We start from the raw sequence: 16,200 nt of genomic DNA on the forward strand, positions 1-16,200 counted from the left end.
CTCATGGGACTCGAAGAAAAGCTGCCGAGCGGTTTCCTGCTGACCACCGTCGAGCAGGCCGCGGGCTGGGTACGCAAGGCGTCCGTCTTCCCGGCCACGTTCGGACTCGCCTGCTGCGCCATCGAGATGATGACGACCGGCGCCGGACGCTACGACCTCGCACGCTTCGGCATGGAGGTCTTCCGCGGATCACCCCGCCAGGCGGACCTGATGATCGTCGCGGGCCGGGTCAGCCAGAAGATGGCGCCGGTGCTGCGGCAGGTCTACGACCAGATGCCGAACCCCAAGTGGGTTATCTCCATGGGCGTTTGCGCGTCGTCGGGCGGCATGTTCAACAACTACGCGATCGTGCAGGGCGTCGACCACATCGTCCCGGTCGACATCTACCTCCCGGGCTGCCCGCCACGGCCCGAGATGCTGATGGACGCGATCCTCAAGCTCCACCAGAAGATCCAGTCCTCCAAGCTCGGCGTGAACGCCGAGGAGGCGGCCCGCGAGGCGGAGGAGGCGGCGCTCAAGGCACTGCCCACCATCGAGATGAAGGGTCTGCTGCGGTGAGTGACGCGAACGGCACCAACGGAGCCGACCCGGAGCAGGATTCGGGCGCCTCCAACCTCCCCGGCCAGCGCGGCGAGGGCGAGGAGATCCGCGTCCAGCGCGGCATGTTCGGCGCCAACAACGGCGGCGACACCTCCGGTTACGGCGGCCTGGTCCGCTCGGTCCGCCTGCCGGGCGAGGCGAGCCGGCCCTACGGCGGCTGGTTCGACGAGGTCGCCGACGAACTGGAGGGCGCCCTGGAGGAACAGGGTCTGCTGCCCGGCAACGCGATCGAGAAGACGATCGTCGACCGCGGTGAACTCACCTTCCACATCGAGCGCGAGCACCTGGTCCGAGTCGCCCAGACCCTGCGCGACGACCCGGCCCTGCGCTTCGAGCTCTGCACGGGCGTGAGCGCGGTCCACTACCTGCACGACAAGGGCCGCGAGCTGCACGCCGTCTACCACCTGCGCTCGATCACCCACAACCGGCTGATCCGCCTCGAAGTCAGCGCCCCGGACAGCGATCCGCACATCCCGTCCCTGGTCCCGGTCTATCCGACCAACGACTGGCACGAGCGCGAGACCTACGACTTCTTCGGGATCATCTTCGACGGTCACCCGGCCCTGACGCGGATCATGATGCCGGACGACTGGCCGGGCCACCCGCAGCGCAAGGACTACCCCCTCGGCGGCATCGCCGTCGAGTACAAGGGCGCCCAGATCCCGGCTCCGGACCAGCGGAGGTCGTACTCGTGAGCACGCAGTCAGCATCCGCTTCCGCCGCGTCGGCCGCTTCGGCGCGCGAGACCACCGAGGGCACCGTATATACGGTCACCGGTGGCGACTGGGACGAGGTCGTCCAGTCCGCGGCCAAGGCCGACGACGAGCGCATCGTCGTCAACATGGGGCCCCAGCACCCCTCCACGCACGGTGTGCTCCGTCTGATCCTGGAGATCGACGGCGAGACGGTCACCGAGGCCCGCTGCGGCATCGGCTACCTGCACACCGGTATCGAGAAGAACCTCGAGTACCGCACGTGGACGCAGGGCACCACGTTCGTGACGCGCATGGACTATCTGACGTCCTTCTTCAACGAGACGGCCTATTGTCTCGCCGTCGAGAAACTCCTCGGTGTCGAGGACCAGATCACCGAGCGGGCGAAGATCATCCGGGTGCTCCTGATGGAGCTGAACCGGCTCTCCTCCCACCTGGTGTGCATCGCCACCGGCGGTATGGAACTCGGCGCCACCACGATCATGATCTACGGATTCCGCGATCGTGAAATGATTCTCGACATCTACGAGCTCATCACGGGCCTGCGGATGAACCACGCGTACATCCGCCCCGGCGGACTCGCCCAGGACCTGCCGCCCGGCGCGGTGGACCACATCCGCGAGTTCGTCAAGAAGATGAAGAAGAACCTCCCCGAGTACGACAAGCTCGCCACCGGGAACCCCATCTTCAAGGCCCGTATGCAGGACGTCGGTTACCTCGACCTGGCCGGCTGCATGGCCCTCGGCGCCACCGGCCCGATCCTGCGCTCCACCGGCCTCCCGCACGACCTGCGCAAGGCGCAGCCGTACTGCGACTACGAGACGTACGACTTCGACATCCCGACCGCCGACACCTGCGACTCCTACGGCCGCTTCCTCATCCGGCTTGAGGAGATGCGCCAGTCGCTGCGGATCGTCGAACAGTGCCTGGACCGGCTGCAGCCCGGCCCGGTCATGGTCGCCGACAAGAAGATCGCCTGGCCCGCCCAACTCGCCCTCGGGCCGGACGGGTTGGGCAACTCGCTCGACCACATCAAGCAGATCATGGGCACCTCCATGGAGGCCCTGATCCACCACTTCAAGCTGGTGACCGAAGGCTTCCGCGTCCCGCCGGGACAGGCGTACGCGGCGGTCGAGTCGCCCAAGGGCGAACTCGGGGTGCACGCCGTGTCCGACGGAGGCACCCGCCCCTACCGGGTCCACTTCAGGGACCCGTCCTTCACCAACCTTCAGGCCATGGCGGCGATGTGCGAGGGCGGCCAGGTTGCCGACGTCATCGTCGCCGTCGCGTCCATCGACCCCGTGATGGGAGGCGTCGACCGGTGACCACCAGTTCTTCGGAGCAGGGCGTCAGTCTGGGCATGCCCCAACTGCCCGCGCCCGCCTACCCGGACGACGTCCGGGCCCGACTGGAGGCCGACGGGCGGGAGATCATCGCCCGCTACCCGGACTCCCGCTCGGCCCTCCTGCCGTTGCTGCATCTCGTGCAGGCGGAGGAGGGTCATGTCACGCGCACAGGACAGCAGTTCTGCGCGACCCTGCTGGAGCTGACGACGGCCGAGGTCGCCGCCGTGGCGACCTTCTACTCCATGTACCGGCGCCGGCCGAGCGGTGACTACCAGGTCGGGGTCTGCACCAACACCCTGTGCGCGGTGATGGGCGGCGACGCGATCTTCGAGTCGCTCCAGGAGCACCTGGGCGTCGGCAACGGTGAGACCACCGACGACGGCAAGGTCACCCTGGAGCACATCGAGTGCAACGCGGCCTGCGACTTCGCGCCGGTGGTGATGGTCAACTGGGAGTTCTTCGACAACCAGACCCCGGCCAGCGCCCGACGCCTCGTCGACGACCTGCGCACGGGAGCTCCGGTGGAGCCCACGCGCGGGGCGCCGATGTGCACCTTCAAGGAGACCGCGCGGATCCTCGCCGGCTTCCCCGACGAGCGGCCAGGGGCCGTCGAGGCAAGCGGCGGTGCGGGACCCGCGTCACTGGTGGGCCTCCGCCTGGCCAAGGGAGAGACCGCACCCGCGCGCGTGGTCCATCCGCGGGGCTCCGGTGCTCCGCGGGACCAGTCGCCGACGACCGAGCACCTCAGTTCGCACGATGCGCCGCAGGACACGTCGGCCTCCGACCCCGCCCACCCGGCGGGGCCTGTCGCCGAGGAGGGGGAGTGATGACCTTGGCACCCGAACTGAAAGACCACAGCCCCGAGAAGCTGCTCGCACCCGTCCTGTCGGCCTTCTGGGACGAGGACGAGTCCTGGACTCTGGACACGTACCGAAGGCACGAGGGATACGAGGGGCTCCGCAAGGCGCTCGCCATGTCGCCGGACGACCTCATCGCGTATGTGAAGGACTCCGGTCTGCGCGGTCGCGGTGGCGCCGGCTTCCCCACCGGAATGAAATGGCAATTCATTCCCCAAGGGGATGGAAAACCACACTATCTAGTTGTCAACGCCGACGAGTCGGAGCCGGGGACCTGTAAGGACATCCCGCTCCTGTTCGCGAACCCGCATAGCCTCATCGAGGGCATTGTCATCGCGTGTTATGCCATCAGGTCGTCGCATGCCTTCATCTATCTGCGTGGTGAAGTCGTCCCTGTTTTGCGGCGGTTGCACGAGGCCGTACGCGAGGCGTACGACGCGGGTTACCTAGGCGAGAACATCCTGGGCAGCGGGCTCGACCTCCAGCTCACCGTGCACGCGGGTGCGGGCGCGTACATCTGCGGTGAGGAGACCGCGCTGCTCGACTCGCTCGAAGGCCGCCGTGGTCAACCGCGGCTCCGTCCCCCTTTCCCTGCGGTCGCGGGCCTCTATGCGTGCCCGACTGTTGTGAATAACGTCGAGTCGATCGCGTCAGTTCCCGCCATTCTGCAAAAAGGCAAGGAATGGTTCAGGTCGATGGGCAGCGAGAAGTCCCCGGGCTTCACGCTCTACTCGCTCAGCGGCCATGTCACCAGTCCCGGTCAGTACGAGGCGCCGCTCGGCATCACCCTCCGCCAACTGCTCGACATGAGCGGCGGGATCAGGGCCGGGCATCGCCTCAAGTTCTGGACGCCGGGCGGGTCCTCCACGCCGATGTTCACCGACGAGCACCTCGACGTCCCTCTTGACTACGAAGGAGTGGGTGCCGCGGGTTCCATGCTCGGCACCAAGGCTCTGCAATGTTTCGACGAGACGACCTGCGTCGTGCGTGCCGTCACCCGCTGGACCGAGTTCTACGCCCACGAGTCCTGCGGCAAGTGCACCCCGTGCCGCGAAGGGACGTACTGGCTCGTGCAGTTGCTGCGTGACATCGAGGCCGGCAAGGGCCACATGTCCGACCTCGACAAGCTGAACGACATCGCCGACAACATCAACGGCAAGTCCTTCTGCGCCCTCGGTGACGGCGCCGCCTCGCCGATCTTCTCCTCGCTCAAGTACTTCCGCGAGGAGTACGAGCAGCACATCACGGGCCGGGGCTGCCCCTTCGACCCGGCCAAGTCCACGGCCTGGGCCGACCGCACGGAGGTGAACGCATGACGGTGACCACGAACGCCCCCTCCGGAGGGGGCGAAGCGGCGGTCCCGGCCGAGGATCTCGTCTCGCTGACGATCGACGGCGCCGAGATCAGCGTGCCCAAGGGCACCCTGGTCATCCGCGCCGCCGAGCAACTCGGCATCGAGATCCCCAGGTTCTGCGACCATCCCCTCCTCGACCCGGTCGGCGCCTGCCGGCAGTGCATCGTCGAGGTCGAGGGCCAGCGCAAACCGATGGCGTCCTGCACGATCACGTGCACGGACGGCATGGTCGTCAAGACCCAACTCACCTCGTCCGTGGCCGAGAAGTCCCAGCACGGCGTGATGGAGCTCCTCCTCATCAACCACCCGCTGGACTGCCCGGTCTGCGACAAGGGCGGCGAATGCCCCCTGCAGAACCAGGCCATGTCCCACGGCAACGCCGAGTCCCGCTTCGAGGGCAGGAAGCGGACCTACGAGAAGCCCGTCCCGATCTCCACCCAGGTTCTCCTGGACCGCGAGCGGTGCGTGCTGTGCGCCCGCTGCACCCGGTTCTCCAACCAGGTCGCGGGCGACCCGATGATCGAGATGGTCGAGCGGGGCGCGCTCCAGCAGATCGGCACCGGTGAGGGCGACCCCTTCGAGTCGTACTTCTCCGGGAACACCATCCAGATCTGCCCGGTGGGCGCGCTCACCTCGGCGGCGTACCGATTCCGCTCCCGCCCCTTCGACCTGGTCTCCACGCCCTCCGTGTGCGAGCACTGCGCCGGTGGCTGCGCGACCCGCACCGATCACCGGCGCGGCAAGGTCATGCGGCGCCTGGCCGCCGTGGACCCCGAGGTCAACGAGGAGTGGATCTGCGACAAGGGGCGCTTCGGCTTCCGGTACGCGCAGCAGCGCGACCGGCTGCAAACGCCCCTGGTGCGCAACGCGGACGGTGTCCTGGAGCCCGCGTCCTGGCCGGAGGCCCTGGAGGCCGCCGCCCAGGGCCTGTCGGCCGCGCGGGGTCGCACCGGTGTGCTGACCGGTGGCCGCCTCACCATCGAGGACGCCTACGCGTACAGCAAGTTCGCGCGCGTGGCGCTCGACACGAACGACATCGACTTCCGCGCGCGGGTGCACAGCAGCGAGGAGGCCGACTTCCTGGCCGCCCGGGTCGCAGGCCGTGGCCGGGACCTCGACGGCAACGGCGTCACGTACACCTCCCTGGAGAAGGCGCCCGCCGTACTGCTGGTCGGGTTCGAGTCCGAGGAGGAGGCGCCAGGCGTCTTCCTGAGGCTGCGCAAGGCCTCGCGCAAGCAAGGGCAGCGGGTGTTCTCGCTCGCCACCCACGCCACGCGCGGACTGGACAAGGCGGGCGGCATCCTGCTGCCTGCCGCTCCCGGCACCGAGACCGAGTGGCTGGACGCGCTCGCCAGCGGGGTCGGCCTTGAGGATGACGGCGCCAGTGCCTCCGAGGCGTTGCGCACCGAGGGTGCTGTGATCGTCGTCGGTGAACGGCTGGCCGCCGTCGCCGGGGGTCTCACCGCCGCCGTACGGGCCGCGTTCGCGACCGGGTCCCGGCTGGTGTGGATTCCGCGCCGGGCCGGGGAGCGCGGGGCGATCGAGGCGGGCGCGCTGCCGTCGCTGCTGCCGGGCGGGCGACCGGCCACCGACCCGCGCGCGCGTGACGAGGTCGCCGTCGCCTGGGGCGTCGCCGAACTCCCGCACCGCTACGGCCGCGACGCCGGCCAGATCGTCGAGGCCGCCGCCGGTGGTGAACTCCGGGCGCTGCTCGTCGCCGGTGTGGAGCCGGGCGATCTGCCCGATCCGGCACGCACGCGTGCGGCACTGCACGAAGTCGGCTTCCTGGTGTCGCTCGAACTGCGGCCCAGCGAGGTCACCGAACACGCCGACGTCGTCCTCCCGGTCGCGGCGGTCGCCGAGAAGGCGGGCGCCTTCCTCAACTGGGAGGGCCGGGTCCGCTTCTTCGACGCCGCGCTCAAGCCCGACCAGATGACCCGCACCCTCGCCCCCACGGACGCGCGTGTGCTGCACATGCTGGCCGACGCCATGGACGTACACCTGGGGCTGCCCGATCTGCGCACCGCGCGCGCGGAGTTGGACCGGCTCGGGGCCTGGGACGGGCCGCGGGCCAGCGATCCGCTGGAGACTGCGGGTGTGCTGCCGCGGCCGGCCGCCGGGGAGGCCGTGCTCGCCGGGCACCGGCTGCTGCTCGACCAGGGTGCGCTCCAAGAGGGCGACGAAGCGCTCGCTGGTACCCGGCACGCCGCCCACGCGCGCGTGTCGGCCGCCACGGCCGCCGAGGCGGGCGTCGAGGACGGCGACGCGCTCGCCGTGACCGGCACCTCCGGAACCGTCGAACTCCCGCTGCGGATCACCGAGATGCCCGACCGCGTGGTCTGGCTCCCGCTGAACTCCACCGGCGGGGGCGTCGCCTCCGACACCGGGGCGCTGCCCGGCGCACTCGTCCGCATCGGCCCGGCCACGCTCGCGGGCGAGGCCCCCAAGGAGGTGGAGGCATGAGCCCGTACCCGTACCTCGCTGCCGAAGACCTCTCCATGTTCGGCCGCGACCCCTGGTGGCTGGTCGTCGTCAAAGCGGTGTTCTGCTTCGCGTTCCTGATGATCACCGTGCTGTTCTCGATCGTCTGGGAACGCAAGGTCGTCGCCTGGATGCAGCTGCGCATCGGCCCCAACCGGCACGGCCCCTGGGGCATGCTCCAGTCGCTCGCCGACGGCGTGAAGCTGATGCTCAAGGAAGACTTGATCGTCAAGCGCGCGGACAAGCTGATCTACATCCTCGCGCCGATCATCGCGGCCATCCCGGCCTTCATGGCGATCGCGGTGATCCCCTTCGGGCCCGCCGACAACGAGGTCTCGATCTTCGGCCACCGCACCACGATGCAGCTCACCGACCTGCCGATCGCGATGCTCTACATCCTCGCGGTCGCCTCGGTCGGCATCTACGGCATCGTCCTGGCGGGCTGGAGCTCCGGCTCCACCTACCCGCTGCTCGGCGGCCTGCGCTCCTGCGCCCAGATGATCTCCTACGAGATCGCGATGGGCGCCGCGTTCGCCTCGGTGTTCCTCTACTCCGGGTCGATGTCGACCTCGACGATCGTTGAACAACAGCACGACCGCTGGTACATCATCCTGCTGCCGGTCTCCTTCATCATCTACGTCATCACGATGGTCGGCGAGACCAACCGTGCCCCCTTCGACATGCCGGAGTCCGAGGGCGACCTGGTCGGCGGCTTCAACACCGAGTACTCGTCCATCAAGTTCGCGCTCTTCATGCTCGCCGAGTACGTGAACATGGTGACGGTCTCCGCGGTGTCGACCACGCTCTTCCTGGGCGGCTGGCGGGCCCCGTGGCCGATCAGCTCCTTCTGGGAGGGCGCGAACCACGGCTGGTGGCCGATGCTCTGGTTCGTCATCAAGGTCCAGCTGCTGCTGTTCTTCTTCATCTGGCTGCGCGGCACGCTCCCGCGCGTGCGCTACGACCAGTTGATGAAGCTCGGCTGGAAGGTCCTCATCCCGGTCTCCGTGGTCTGGCTGATGCTCGTCGCGACCGTACGGACCCTCAAGAACGAGAACTACGACTTCGCCGACATCGCCCTCTACATCGGCGGCGGTGTGCTCGTCCTGCTGTTGCTGTCCTTCATCGCGGACATGTTCCGCCAGAAGGCCAAGGACGACGCGCAACTGGCCGAGGAACCCGCCGGGTTCGACGCGATGGCGGGCGGATTCCCCGTACCGCCGCTGCCGGGACAGGAGTTGCCACCGGTGCCTCGGCGCCCCTCGCGACGCGAGCGGGAGCTGATTGTCAGTGGTGGCTCGGATACTGGCAGTGACGGATCTCTGGATGGAAAGGAGGCGTCCGATGGCTGAGGAGCCAAAGGAGACCGGGCAGTCGAAGCCTGGCTTCCAGAACCCCGTGGCCGGCTTCGGCGTGACCTTCAAGGCCATGTTCAAGAAGCGGCTGACCGAGCAGTACCCGGAGCAGGAGAAGACCACAGCCCCCCGGTTCCATGGACGGCACCAGCTCAACCGCCATCCGGACGGCCTGGAGAAGTGCGTCGGCTGCGAGCTGTGCGCCTGGGCCTGCCCCGCCGACGCCATCTATGTGGAGGGCGCCGACAACACCGACGAGGAGCGCTACTCGCCGGGCGAGCGGTACGGCCGCGTCTACCAGATCAACTACGCCCGCTGCATCCTGTGCGGCCTGTGCATCGAGGCGTGCCCCACGCGCGCGTTGACGATGACCAACGAGTTCGAGCTCGCGGACACCAGCCGCGCGAACCTCATCTACACCAAGGAACAGCTGCTGGCGGGCCTCGACGACACCATGGTCGACAGCCCGCACGCCATCTACCCGGGGATGGACGAGCAGGACTACTACCGGGGCCTGGTGACGGAGGCCGCGCCCGGCACGGTGCCCCAAGTAGCCGTCTCCAAGGGCGAGAAGCCAGAGGAAGAGGGGGTGGAGGCATGAGCGCGCAGTTCGCCGCCGCCTACTCCACCTCCACCGGCGAGGCCTTCCAGTTCTGGATCCTCGGCACGGTCGCGGTGATCGGCGCCCTGTCCACGGTCCTCATGCGGAGGGCGGTGCACAGCGCGCTCTCGCTCGCCGGGACCATGATCATCCTGGCGGTCTTCTACCTCGCCAACGGCGCCTACTTCCTGGGCATCGTGCAGATCGTCGTCTACACGGGCGCGATCATGATGCTGTTCCTCTTCGTGGTGATGCTGGTCGGCGTCACGGCCGCGGACTCCCTGACGGAGACCATCAAGGGCCAGCGCTGGCTGGCCCTTCTCTGTGGGCTCGGCTTCGGTGTCCTGCTGTTCGCGGGCATCGGCAACGCCTCGCTCACGCAGTTCGACGGCCTGAGCACGGCCAACGCCAACGGAAACGTGGAGGGCCTGGCCGCCCTCATCTTCACGAAGTACGTGTTCGCCTTCGAGATCACCGGCGCCCTGCTGATCACGGCCGCCGTCGGCGCCATGGTGCTCACGCACCGCGAGCGCACCGAGCGGCCCAAGACCCAGCGCGAGCTGTCCGAGCAGCGCGTCCGCGAGGGCAAGCACCTCCCGCCGCTCCCCGCCCCGGGCGTCTACGCCCGGCACAACGCGGTGGACGTCCAGGGCCTGCTGCCCGACGGCACCCCGTCCGAGCTCACGGTCAGCAAGACGCTCCGTGACCGCGGCCAGATCCGCGATGTGTCCAGCGAGGCGCTGAACGATCTGCGGGCCCTGGAGCAGCGCGCCGAGGAGCGCCTGGAGCGCACCGAGATCGCGCCGGCGAACCTCAAGCGGACCGAGGAGGCGTCGAAGTGAACCCCGTCAACTACCTCTATCTCTCCGCCTTGTTGTTCACGATCGGCGCCACCGGAGTGCTGATCAGGCGGAACGCGATCGTCGTGTTCATGTGCATCGAGCTGATGCTCAACGCCTGCAACCTCGCGTTCGTCACCTTCTCCCGGATGCACGGCAATCTCGACGGTCAGGTCATCGCCTTCTTCACGATGGTCGTCGCCGCCGCGGAGGTCGTGGTCGGGCTCGCGATCATCGTGTCGCTGTTCCGTTCCCGCCACTCGGCCTCGGTCGACGACGCCAGCCTGATGAAGCTCTGAGGGGTCGCTGAATCGTGGAGAACCTGATTGCGCTGCTGGTAGCGGCGCCTCTGCTCGGAGCGGTCGTCCTGCTGTGCGGCGGCCGGCGGCTCGATGCCGTCGGCCACTGGATCGGCACGGCGCTGTCGTCCGCCTCCTTCGTGATCGGTGTCGTCCTCTTCACCGACCTGCTGGGGAAGAACGCCGAGCACCGGACGCTCATGCAGCACCTGTGGACCTGGGTCCCCGTCGAGGGCTTCCAGGCGGACGTCACCTTCCGCCTCGACCAGCTGTCGATGACCTTCGTCCTGCTGATCACCGGTGTCGGCTCGCTGATCCACCTGTACTCGGTCGGGTACATGGAGCACGACGAGCGCCGGCGCCGCTTCTTCGGCTATCTGAACCTGTTCCTCGCGGCGATGCTGATCCTCGTCCTCGCCGACAACTACCTTCTGCTGTACGTCGGTTGGGAAGGCGTCGGTCTCGCCTCCTACCTGCTGATCGGCTTCTGGCAGCACAAGCCCAGCGCGGCGACCGCCGCGAAGAAGGCCTTCCTGGTCAACCGGGTCGGCGACATGGGCCTGTCGATCGCCATCATGCTGATGTTCACGACCTTCGGGACCTTCGCCTTCGGCCCGGTCCTCAGCCACGTCGGTGACGCCTCCGAGGGCAAACTCACGGGCATCGCCCTGATGCTGCTGCTCGCCGCCTGCGGCAAGTCCGCCCAGGTGCCGCTCCAGTCCTGGCTCGGCGACGCGATGGAGGGCCCGACCCCGGTCTCGGCCCTCATCCACGCGGCGACCATGGTGACCGCGGGCGTGTACCTGATCGTCCGCTCCGGAGCGATCTTCAACGCCGCACCGGACGCACAGTTGGTCGTCACCGTCGTCGGCGCCGTCACGCTCCTGTTCGGTGCGATCGTCGGTTGCGCGAAGGACGACATCAAGAAGGCCCTCGCAGGCTCGACCATGTCGCAGATCGGCTACATGGTGCTCGCCGCCGGACTCGGCCCCATCGGCTACGTCTTCGCGATCATGCACCTGGTGACGCACGGCTTCTTCAAGGCCGGGCTGTTCCTCGGCGCCGGTTCGGTCATGCACGGCATGAACGACGAGGTCGACATGAGGAAGTACGGCGGCCTCAGGAAGTACATGCCGGTCACCTTCATCACCTTCGGCCTCGGCTACCTGGCCATCATCGGCTTCCCGGGACTGTCCGGCTTCTTCTCCAAGGACAAGATCATCGAGGCGGCCTTCGCGAAGGGCGGCGCCGAGGGCTGGATCCTCGGCGGCGCGGCCCTGCTGGGCGCGGCCATCACGGCGTTCTACATGACGCGCGTGATGCTGATGACCTTCTTCGGAGAGAAGCGCTGGCAGCCCGACGAGAACGGCAACGAACCGCACCCGCACGAGTCCCCGAAGACGATGACGATCCCGATGATCGTGCTGGCCTTCGGATCGGTCTTCGCCGGCGGCATCTTCGGCATCGGCGACCGCTTCCTGCACTGGCTGGAGCCCATCACCGGCCACGAGGAGGGCAACTCCCCGGTCAGTGCCCTGACGGTCACCCTGGCCACCATGGTGGTCCTCGTCATCGGCGTCGGGATCGCCTGGGCGCAGTACGGGCGCAAGCCGGTCCCGGCCGTCGCCCCGCGCGGCTCGCTGCTCACCCGGGCCGCCCGCCGCGACCTCCTCCAGGACGACTTCAACCACGTCGTCCTGGTGCGCGGCGGCGAGCACCTCACCCGCTCCCTGGTCTACGTCGACCACACCCTGGTCGACGGCGTCGTCAACGGCACGGCGGCCTCCATGGGCGGCCTCTCCGGAAGGCTGCGCAAGCTGCAGAACGGCTACGCGCGGTCGTACGCGGTCTCGATGTTCGGCGGTGCGGCCATCCTCGTCGCCGCGACCCTGCTGATGAGGGCGGTCTGATACCGATGTCCTTTCCCCTCCTGACAGCGACGGCGGCGCTCCCGGCCCTCGGGGCGGTGGCCACGGCCGCCGTCCCGGCCGCGCAGCGCACCGCCGCGAAATGGCTGGCGCTGCTCGTCTCACTGGCGACGCTCGCGCTGGGCATCACCGTCCTGGTGCGCTTCGACCCGGGCGGCGACCGCTACCAACTCACCGAGAACCACGCCTGGATCGCCGACTTCGGGGTCCGCTACGAGCTGGGCGTGGACGGCATCGCGGTCGCGCTCATCGGGCTCACCGCCCTGCTGATCCCGTTCGTGATCCTGGCCGGCTGGCACGACGCCGACCCCCTGGAGACGGGCAACAAGCGCTGGCGGCCCACCCAGGGCTTCTTCGCCCTCATCCTTGCGGTGGAGGCGATGGTGATCATCTCCTTCGAGGCCACCGACGTCTTCCTCTTCTACATCTTCTTCGAAGCCATGCTGATCCCGATGTACTTCCTCATCGGCGGCTTCGGGGACAGCGCGCACGAGCACGGCGACGAGGCGGCGGCCACCCAACGGTCGTACGCGGCGGTCAAGTTCCTGCTCTACAACCTGGTCGGCGGGCTCATCATGCTGGCGGCCGTGATCGGCCTCTACGTAGTCGCCGGGAACTTCTCGCTCGCGGAGATCGCGCAGGCGCGAGCCAACGGCACGCTCCACATGGCGACCAACACCGAACGCTGGCTGTTCCTGGGCTTCTTCTTCGCCTTCGCGGTGAAGGCGCCCCTGTGGCCGCTGCACACCTGGCTGCCCAACGCGATGGGCGAGGCGACGGCACCAGTTGCCGTACTGATCACGGCAGTTGTCGACAAGGTCGGCACCTTCGCGATGCTCCGCTTCTGCCTCCAGCTGTTCCCGAACGCCAGCAAGTGGGCGACGCCCGTCATCCTCGTCCTCGCCGTGATCAGCATCATCTACGGCGCGCTGCTCGCGGTCGGGCAGCGGGACATCAAGCGGCTGGTCGCGTACGCGTCGATCTCGCACTTCGGGTTCATCGTGCTGGGCATCTTCGCGATGACCAGCCAGGGCCAGTCCGGCGCGACGCTCTACATGGTCAACCACGGTATTTCCACAGCCGCGTTGATGCTCGTCGCCGGCTTCCTGATCTCGCGGCGCGGCTCGCGTCTGATCGCCGACTACGGAGGGGTGCAGAAAGTCGCCCCGGTGCTCGCGGGCACCTTCCTGATCGGCGGTCTGGCCACCCTGTCGCTGCCGGGACTCGCGCCCTTCGTGAGTGAGTTCCTGGTCCTGGTCGGCACGTTCTCGCGCTATCCGGCGATCGGGATCATCGCGACCTTCGGCATCGTCCTCGCCGCGCTGTACACCCTCGTCCTCTACCAGAGGACGATGACCGGCCCGGTGAAGCCCGAGGTCGCCTCGATGCCGGACCTGCGGCCGCGTGAACTCCTGGTCGTCGCCCCGCTGATCGTGCTGCTGGTCTTCCTGGGCGTCTACCCGAAGCCCGTCACGGACATCGTGAACCCGTCGGTCAAGCAGACCTTGTCCGACGTGCACAAGAAGGATCCCAAGCCCTCGGTGGAGGCGGCCAAGTGAGCGCAACAGCCGTCCACAGCCTGTGGACAACGGCGGCCGGTGCGGCCGACCCGATCGCGAAGATCCCCGCGCCGAAGATCGAGTACGCGCAATTGTCGCCCACTTTGATCATCCTCGGTGCGGCGCTCATCGGGGTCCTGATCGAGGCGTTCGTCCCGCGCAAGTCCCGTTACTACGCCCAGGTGTTCGTGTCCGCCGTAGCGCTCTGTGCCGCCTTCGCGGCGGTTGTGGCGCTCGCGGCGGACGGGTACGGCACCACCAAGGCGCACATCGCGGCGATGGGCGCGATCGCGGTCGACGGACCGGCACTGTTCCTGCAGGGCGTGATCCTGCTGTCCGGACTGGTCGGCCTGTTCACCTTCGCGGAACGGCGGCTCGACCCCGAGGCACACGGCAACCGGGTCGACTCGTTCGCCGCGCAGGGTGCGTCCGTGCCCGGCAGCGACAGCGAGAAGGCGGCGGTCAAGGCCGGGTTCACCACCACGGAGGTGTTCCCGCTCCTGCTCTTCGCGGTCGCCGGCATGCTGGTCTTCCCGTCGGCCAACGACCTGTTGACCCTGTTCGTGGCCTTGGAAGTCTTCTCCCTCCCGCTCTACCTCCTGTGCGCCCTGGCCCGCCGCAAGCGGCTCCTGTCGCAGGAGGCGGCGGTCAAGTACTTCCTCCTCGGCGCCTTCGCCTCCGCGTTCACCCTGTTCGGCATCGCGCTGCTCTACGGCTACGCGGGCTCGATGTCGTACTCCACGATCGCGCAGGTCGTCGACGGCTCCATCACCAACATCAACCCGGCCCTCGCCGACACCATGGGCAACGACGCGCTGCTGCTCATCGGCGGCGCGATGATCGTCATGGGGCTCCTCTTCAAGGTGGGCGCGGTCCCGTTCCACATGTGGACGCCCGACGTCTACCAGGGCGCACCGACCCCGGTCACCGGCTTCATGGCCGCCGCGACCAAGGTCGCCGCCTTCGGAGCGCTGCTCCGCCTGCTCTACGTCGTGCTGCCGGGCCTGCGCTGGGACTGGCGGCCCGTCATGTGGGGCGTGGCGATCATCACGATGCTGGGCGGCGCGATCGTCGCGATCACCCAGACCGACATCAAGCGGCTGCTGGCGTACTCGTCGATCGCACACGCGGGGTTCATCCTTGCGGGTGTCATCGCGACCACCAGGGACGGTGTCTCGTCCGTGCTCTTCTACCTGGGTGCCTACTCGTTCGTGACGATCGGCGCGTTCGCGGTCGTCACCCTCGTACGGGACGCCGGTGGCGAGGCGACGCACCTGTCGAAGTGGGCGGGGCTCGGGCGGAGGTCGCCGTTGGTCGCGGCCGTGTTCGCGGTGTTCCTGCTGTCCTTCGCGGGCATTCCGCTGACGGCCGGCTTCGCCGGGAAGTTCGCCGTGTTCAAGGCGGCGGCGGCCGGTGGCGCGGCCCCGCTGGTCGTGGTCGGTGTGCTCTCCTCGGCGATCGCGGCGTTCTTCTACATCCGCGTGATCGTGCTCATGTTCTTCAGCGAGCCGAGGCCCGACGGTCCCACCGTCGCGGTGCCGTCCCCGCTGACCATGGCGACGATCGGGGTGGCCGTGGCGGCGACGCTCGTCCTCGGTGTGGCCCCGCAGTACTTCCTGGACCTGGCGAACCAGGCGGGGGTTTTCGTCCGCTGAGCGCAGGCTGCTGAGCACACGCGTAAGGCCCCGGTTCCCTTCGAGGGAGCCGGGGCCTTCGTGTGCGTGCGGTCAGACCGTCGGGCAGACGACCTCGGGGTTCCAAGCGGCGAACAGGCCCGCCGAGTTGGGCTTGTAGAGCCAGGCGTGCAGGGTGAAGTAGCCGGGGAGCTGGTCCTTCTGGAAGGTCTGCCCGAACAGCGTCGGCGCGGTCGCCTGACCCGAGTCCTTCACGATCCACTCCACCGCGACCAGCTTGCGCCCGTCGGTGAAGTCGGACCCGTCCGCGTACACGAGGGCCGCCGGTTTCTGCGGATCGACCGAGTCGATGTTCGCCGGGTTGACGTAGTGGTAGCCCATGCCGCCCTCGGCGGGGTCGGCGACGCAGGTGTCGGTGCGGGCGTATCCGCCGCTCGCCGCGGACCCCTCGTACCCGTACTTGGCGGTGGCCTGAGTCGTCTTGCTCAGCTCGGTCCACACCGACGGGTCTGGGTCGGACGCCGCGTGGGCCGGGGCGGCGATCAGTGCGACGGCCGCGGCCGTCGCCACCGTGATCGCGGTCGTGACGGCGCTCCGCAGGGGGCGACGGGACCGTGAGGACCGAGGGGACATGGTG

Annotated in this window: 14 protein-coding genes; 13 read left to right on the forward strand and 1 reads right to left on the reverse strand. The window is 68.4% G+C overall.

Translation table 11 applies throughout. The features are described 5' to 3' along the window. Positions 1–3 precede the first annotated feature (3 nt). From OG588_RS29300 to nuoN, 13 genes are read left to right on the forward strand one after another with little or no spacing between them, the layout of a single operon-like run. Complete coding sequence (locus OG588_RS29300) at positions 4–558, forward strand: NADH-quinone oxidoreductase subunit B family protein (protein WP_007383964.1); 555 nt, start codon at positions 4–6, stop codon at positions 556–558. After that, on the forward strand, positions 555–1,295 hold the full coding sequence (locus OG588_RS29305) for an NADH-quinone oxidoreductase subunit C (protein WP_405949896.1): 741 nt from the start codon (positions 555–557) through the stop codon (positions 1,293–1,295). Before OG588_RS29300 ends, OG588_RS29305 begins: the two co-directional genes overlap by 4 nt. Then, on the forward strand, positions 1,292–2,638 hold the full coding sequence (locus tag OG588_RS29310; RefSeq protein WP_405949897.1) for an NADH-quinone oxidoreductase subunit D: 1,347 nt from the start codon (positions 1,292–1,294) through the stop codon (positions 2,636–2,638). The genes OG588_RS29305 and OG588_RS29310 overlap by 4 nt, the downstream gene beginning before the upstream one ends. Continuing rightward, positions 2,635–3,486, forward strand: coding sequence for an NADH-quinone oxidoreductase subunit NuoE (nuoE, locus tag OG588_RS29315; RefSeq protein ID WP_405949898.1), 852 nt, complete (start codon positions 2,635–2,637; stop codon positions 3,484–3,486). The genes OG588_RS29310 and nuoE overlap by 4 nt, the downstream gene beginning before the upstream one ends. Further along, a complete protein-coding gene (nuoF, locus tag OG588_RS29320) occupies positions 3,486–4,832 on the forward strand; it encodes an NADH-quinone oxidoreductase subunit NuoF (RefSeq protein ID WP_405949899.1) in 1,347 nt (448 codons plus the stop codon). The genes nuoE and nuoF overlap by 1 nt, the downstream gene beginning before the upstream one ends. Next, positions 4,829–7,333 carry an NADH-quinone oxidoreductase subunit G gene (locus OG588_RS29325; protein WP_405949900.1) on the forward strand — a complete coding sequence of 835 codons (2,505 nt, stop codon included), beginning with the start codon at positions 4,829–4,831 and terminating at the stop codon, positions 7,331–7,333. The genes nuoF and OG588_RS29325 overlap by 4 nt, the downstream gene beginning before the upstream one ends. Then, positions 7,330–8,700: an NADH-quinone oxidoreductase subunit NuoH gene (gene nuoH / locus OG588_RS29330; protein ID WP_019061208.1), complete on the forward strand. Its 1,371-nt coding sequence runs from the start codon at positions 7,330–7,332 to the stop codon at positions 8,698–8,700. The genes OG588_RS29325 and nuoH overlap by 4 nt, the downstream gene beginning before the upstream one ends. Then, a complete protein-coding gene (nuoI, locus tag OG588_RS29335; protein ID WP_405949901.1) occupies positions 8,693–9,304 on the forward strand; it encodes an NADH-quinone oxidoreductase subunit NuoI in 612 nt (203 codons plus the stop codon). The genes nuoH and nuoI overlap by 8 nt, the downstream gene beginning before the upstream one ends. Continuing rightward, complete coding sequence (locus OG588_RS29340; RefSeq protein ID WP_405949902.1) at positions 9,301–10,146, forward strand: NADH-quinone oxidoreductase subunit J; 846 nt, start codon at positions 9,301–9,303, stop codon at positions 10,144–10,146. Before nuoI ends, OG588_RS29340 begins: the two co-directional genes overlap by 4 nt. Then, entirely contained in the window at positions 10,143–10,442 is a 300-nt protein-coding gene (gene nuoK, locus OG588_RS29345; RefSeq protein ID WP_016437642.1) for an NADH-quinone oxidoreductase subunit NuoK, read from the forward strand. The genes OG588_RS29340 and nuoK overlap by 4 nt, the downstream gene beginning before the upstream one ends. Positions 10,443–10,456: 14 nt before the next feature. Beyond that, a complete protein-coding gene (nuoL, locus tag OG588_RS29350; protein WP_405949903.1) occupies positions 10,457–12,352 on the forward strand; it encodes an NADH-quinone oxidoreductase subunit L in 1,896 nt (631 codons plus the stop codon). Positions 12,353–12,357: 5 nt separating this feature from the next. Next, on the forward strand, positions 12,358–13,929 hold the full coding sequence (locus OG588_RS29355; RefSeq protein ID WP_405949904.1) for an NADH-quinone oxidoreductase subunit M: 1,572 nt from the start codon (positions 12,358–12,360) through the stop codon (positions 13,927–13,929). Further along, positions 13,926–15,584 (forward strand): NADH-quinone oxidoreductase subunit NuoN, encoded by a 1,659-nt coding sequence (gene nuoN, locus OG588_RS29360; RefSeq protein ID WP_405949905.1) that lies wholly within the window; start codon positions 13,926–13,928, stop codon positions 15,582–15,584. Before OG588_RS29355 ends, nuoN begins: the two co-directional genes overlap by 4 nt. A gap of 72 nt (positions 15,585–15,656) precedes the next feature. Here the strand turns inward: nuoN and OG588_RS29365 are convergent, their stop codons facing one another. Next, the gene (locus OG588_RS29365; protein ID WP_405949906.1) at positions 15,657–16,196 is read right to left on the reverse strand and encodes a hypothetical protein; all 540 of its coding nucleotides are present in this window, start codon (positions 16,194–16,196) and stop codon (positions 15,657–15,659) included. Between the last annotated feature and the right edge of the window lie 4 nt (positions 16,197–16,200).

This window comes from Streptomyces prunicolor (genome assembly GCF_045162825.1).
GTDB classification, from domain to species: domain Bacteria; phylum Actinomycetota; class Actinomycetes; order Streptomycetales; family Streptomycetaceae; genus Streptomyces; species Streptomyces prunicolor.

Coding starts and splice junctions, on each gene's coding strand:
- OG588_RS29340 (WP_405949902.1), top strand. CDS start 9,301: ATGAGCGCGCAGTTCGCCGCCGCCTACTCCACCTCCACCGGCGAGGCC.
- OG588_RS29325 (WP_405949900.1), top strand. CDS start 4,829: ATGACGGTGACCACGAACGCCCCCTCCGGAGGGGGCGAAGCGGCGGTC.
- nuoF (WP_405949899.1), top strand. CDS start 3,486: ATGACCTTGGCACCCGAACTGAAAGACCACAGCCCCGAGAAGCTGCTC.
- nuoH (WP_019061208.1), top strand. CDS start 7,330: ATGAGCCCGTACCCGTACCTCGCTGCCGAAGACCTCTCCATGTTCGGC.
- OG588_RS29300 (WP_007383964.1), top strand. CDS start 4: ATGGGACTCGAAGAAAAGCTGCCGAGCGGTTTCCTGCTGACCACCGTC.
- OG588_RS29355 (WP_405949904.1), top strand. CDS start 12,358: ATGTCCTTTCCCCTCCTGACAGCGACGGCGGCGCTCCCGGCCCTCGGG.
- OG588_RS29365 (WP_405949906.1), bottom strand. CDS start 16,196: ATGTCCCCTCGGTCCTCACGGTCCCGTCGCCCCCTGCGGAGCGCCGTC.
- nuoI (WP_405949901.1), top strand. CDS start 8,693: ATGGCTGAGGAGCCAAAGGAGACCGGGCAGTCGAAGCCTGGCTTCCAG.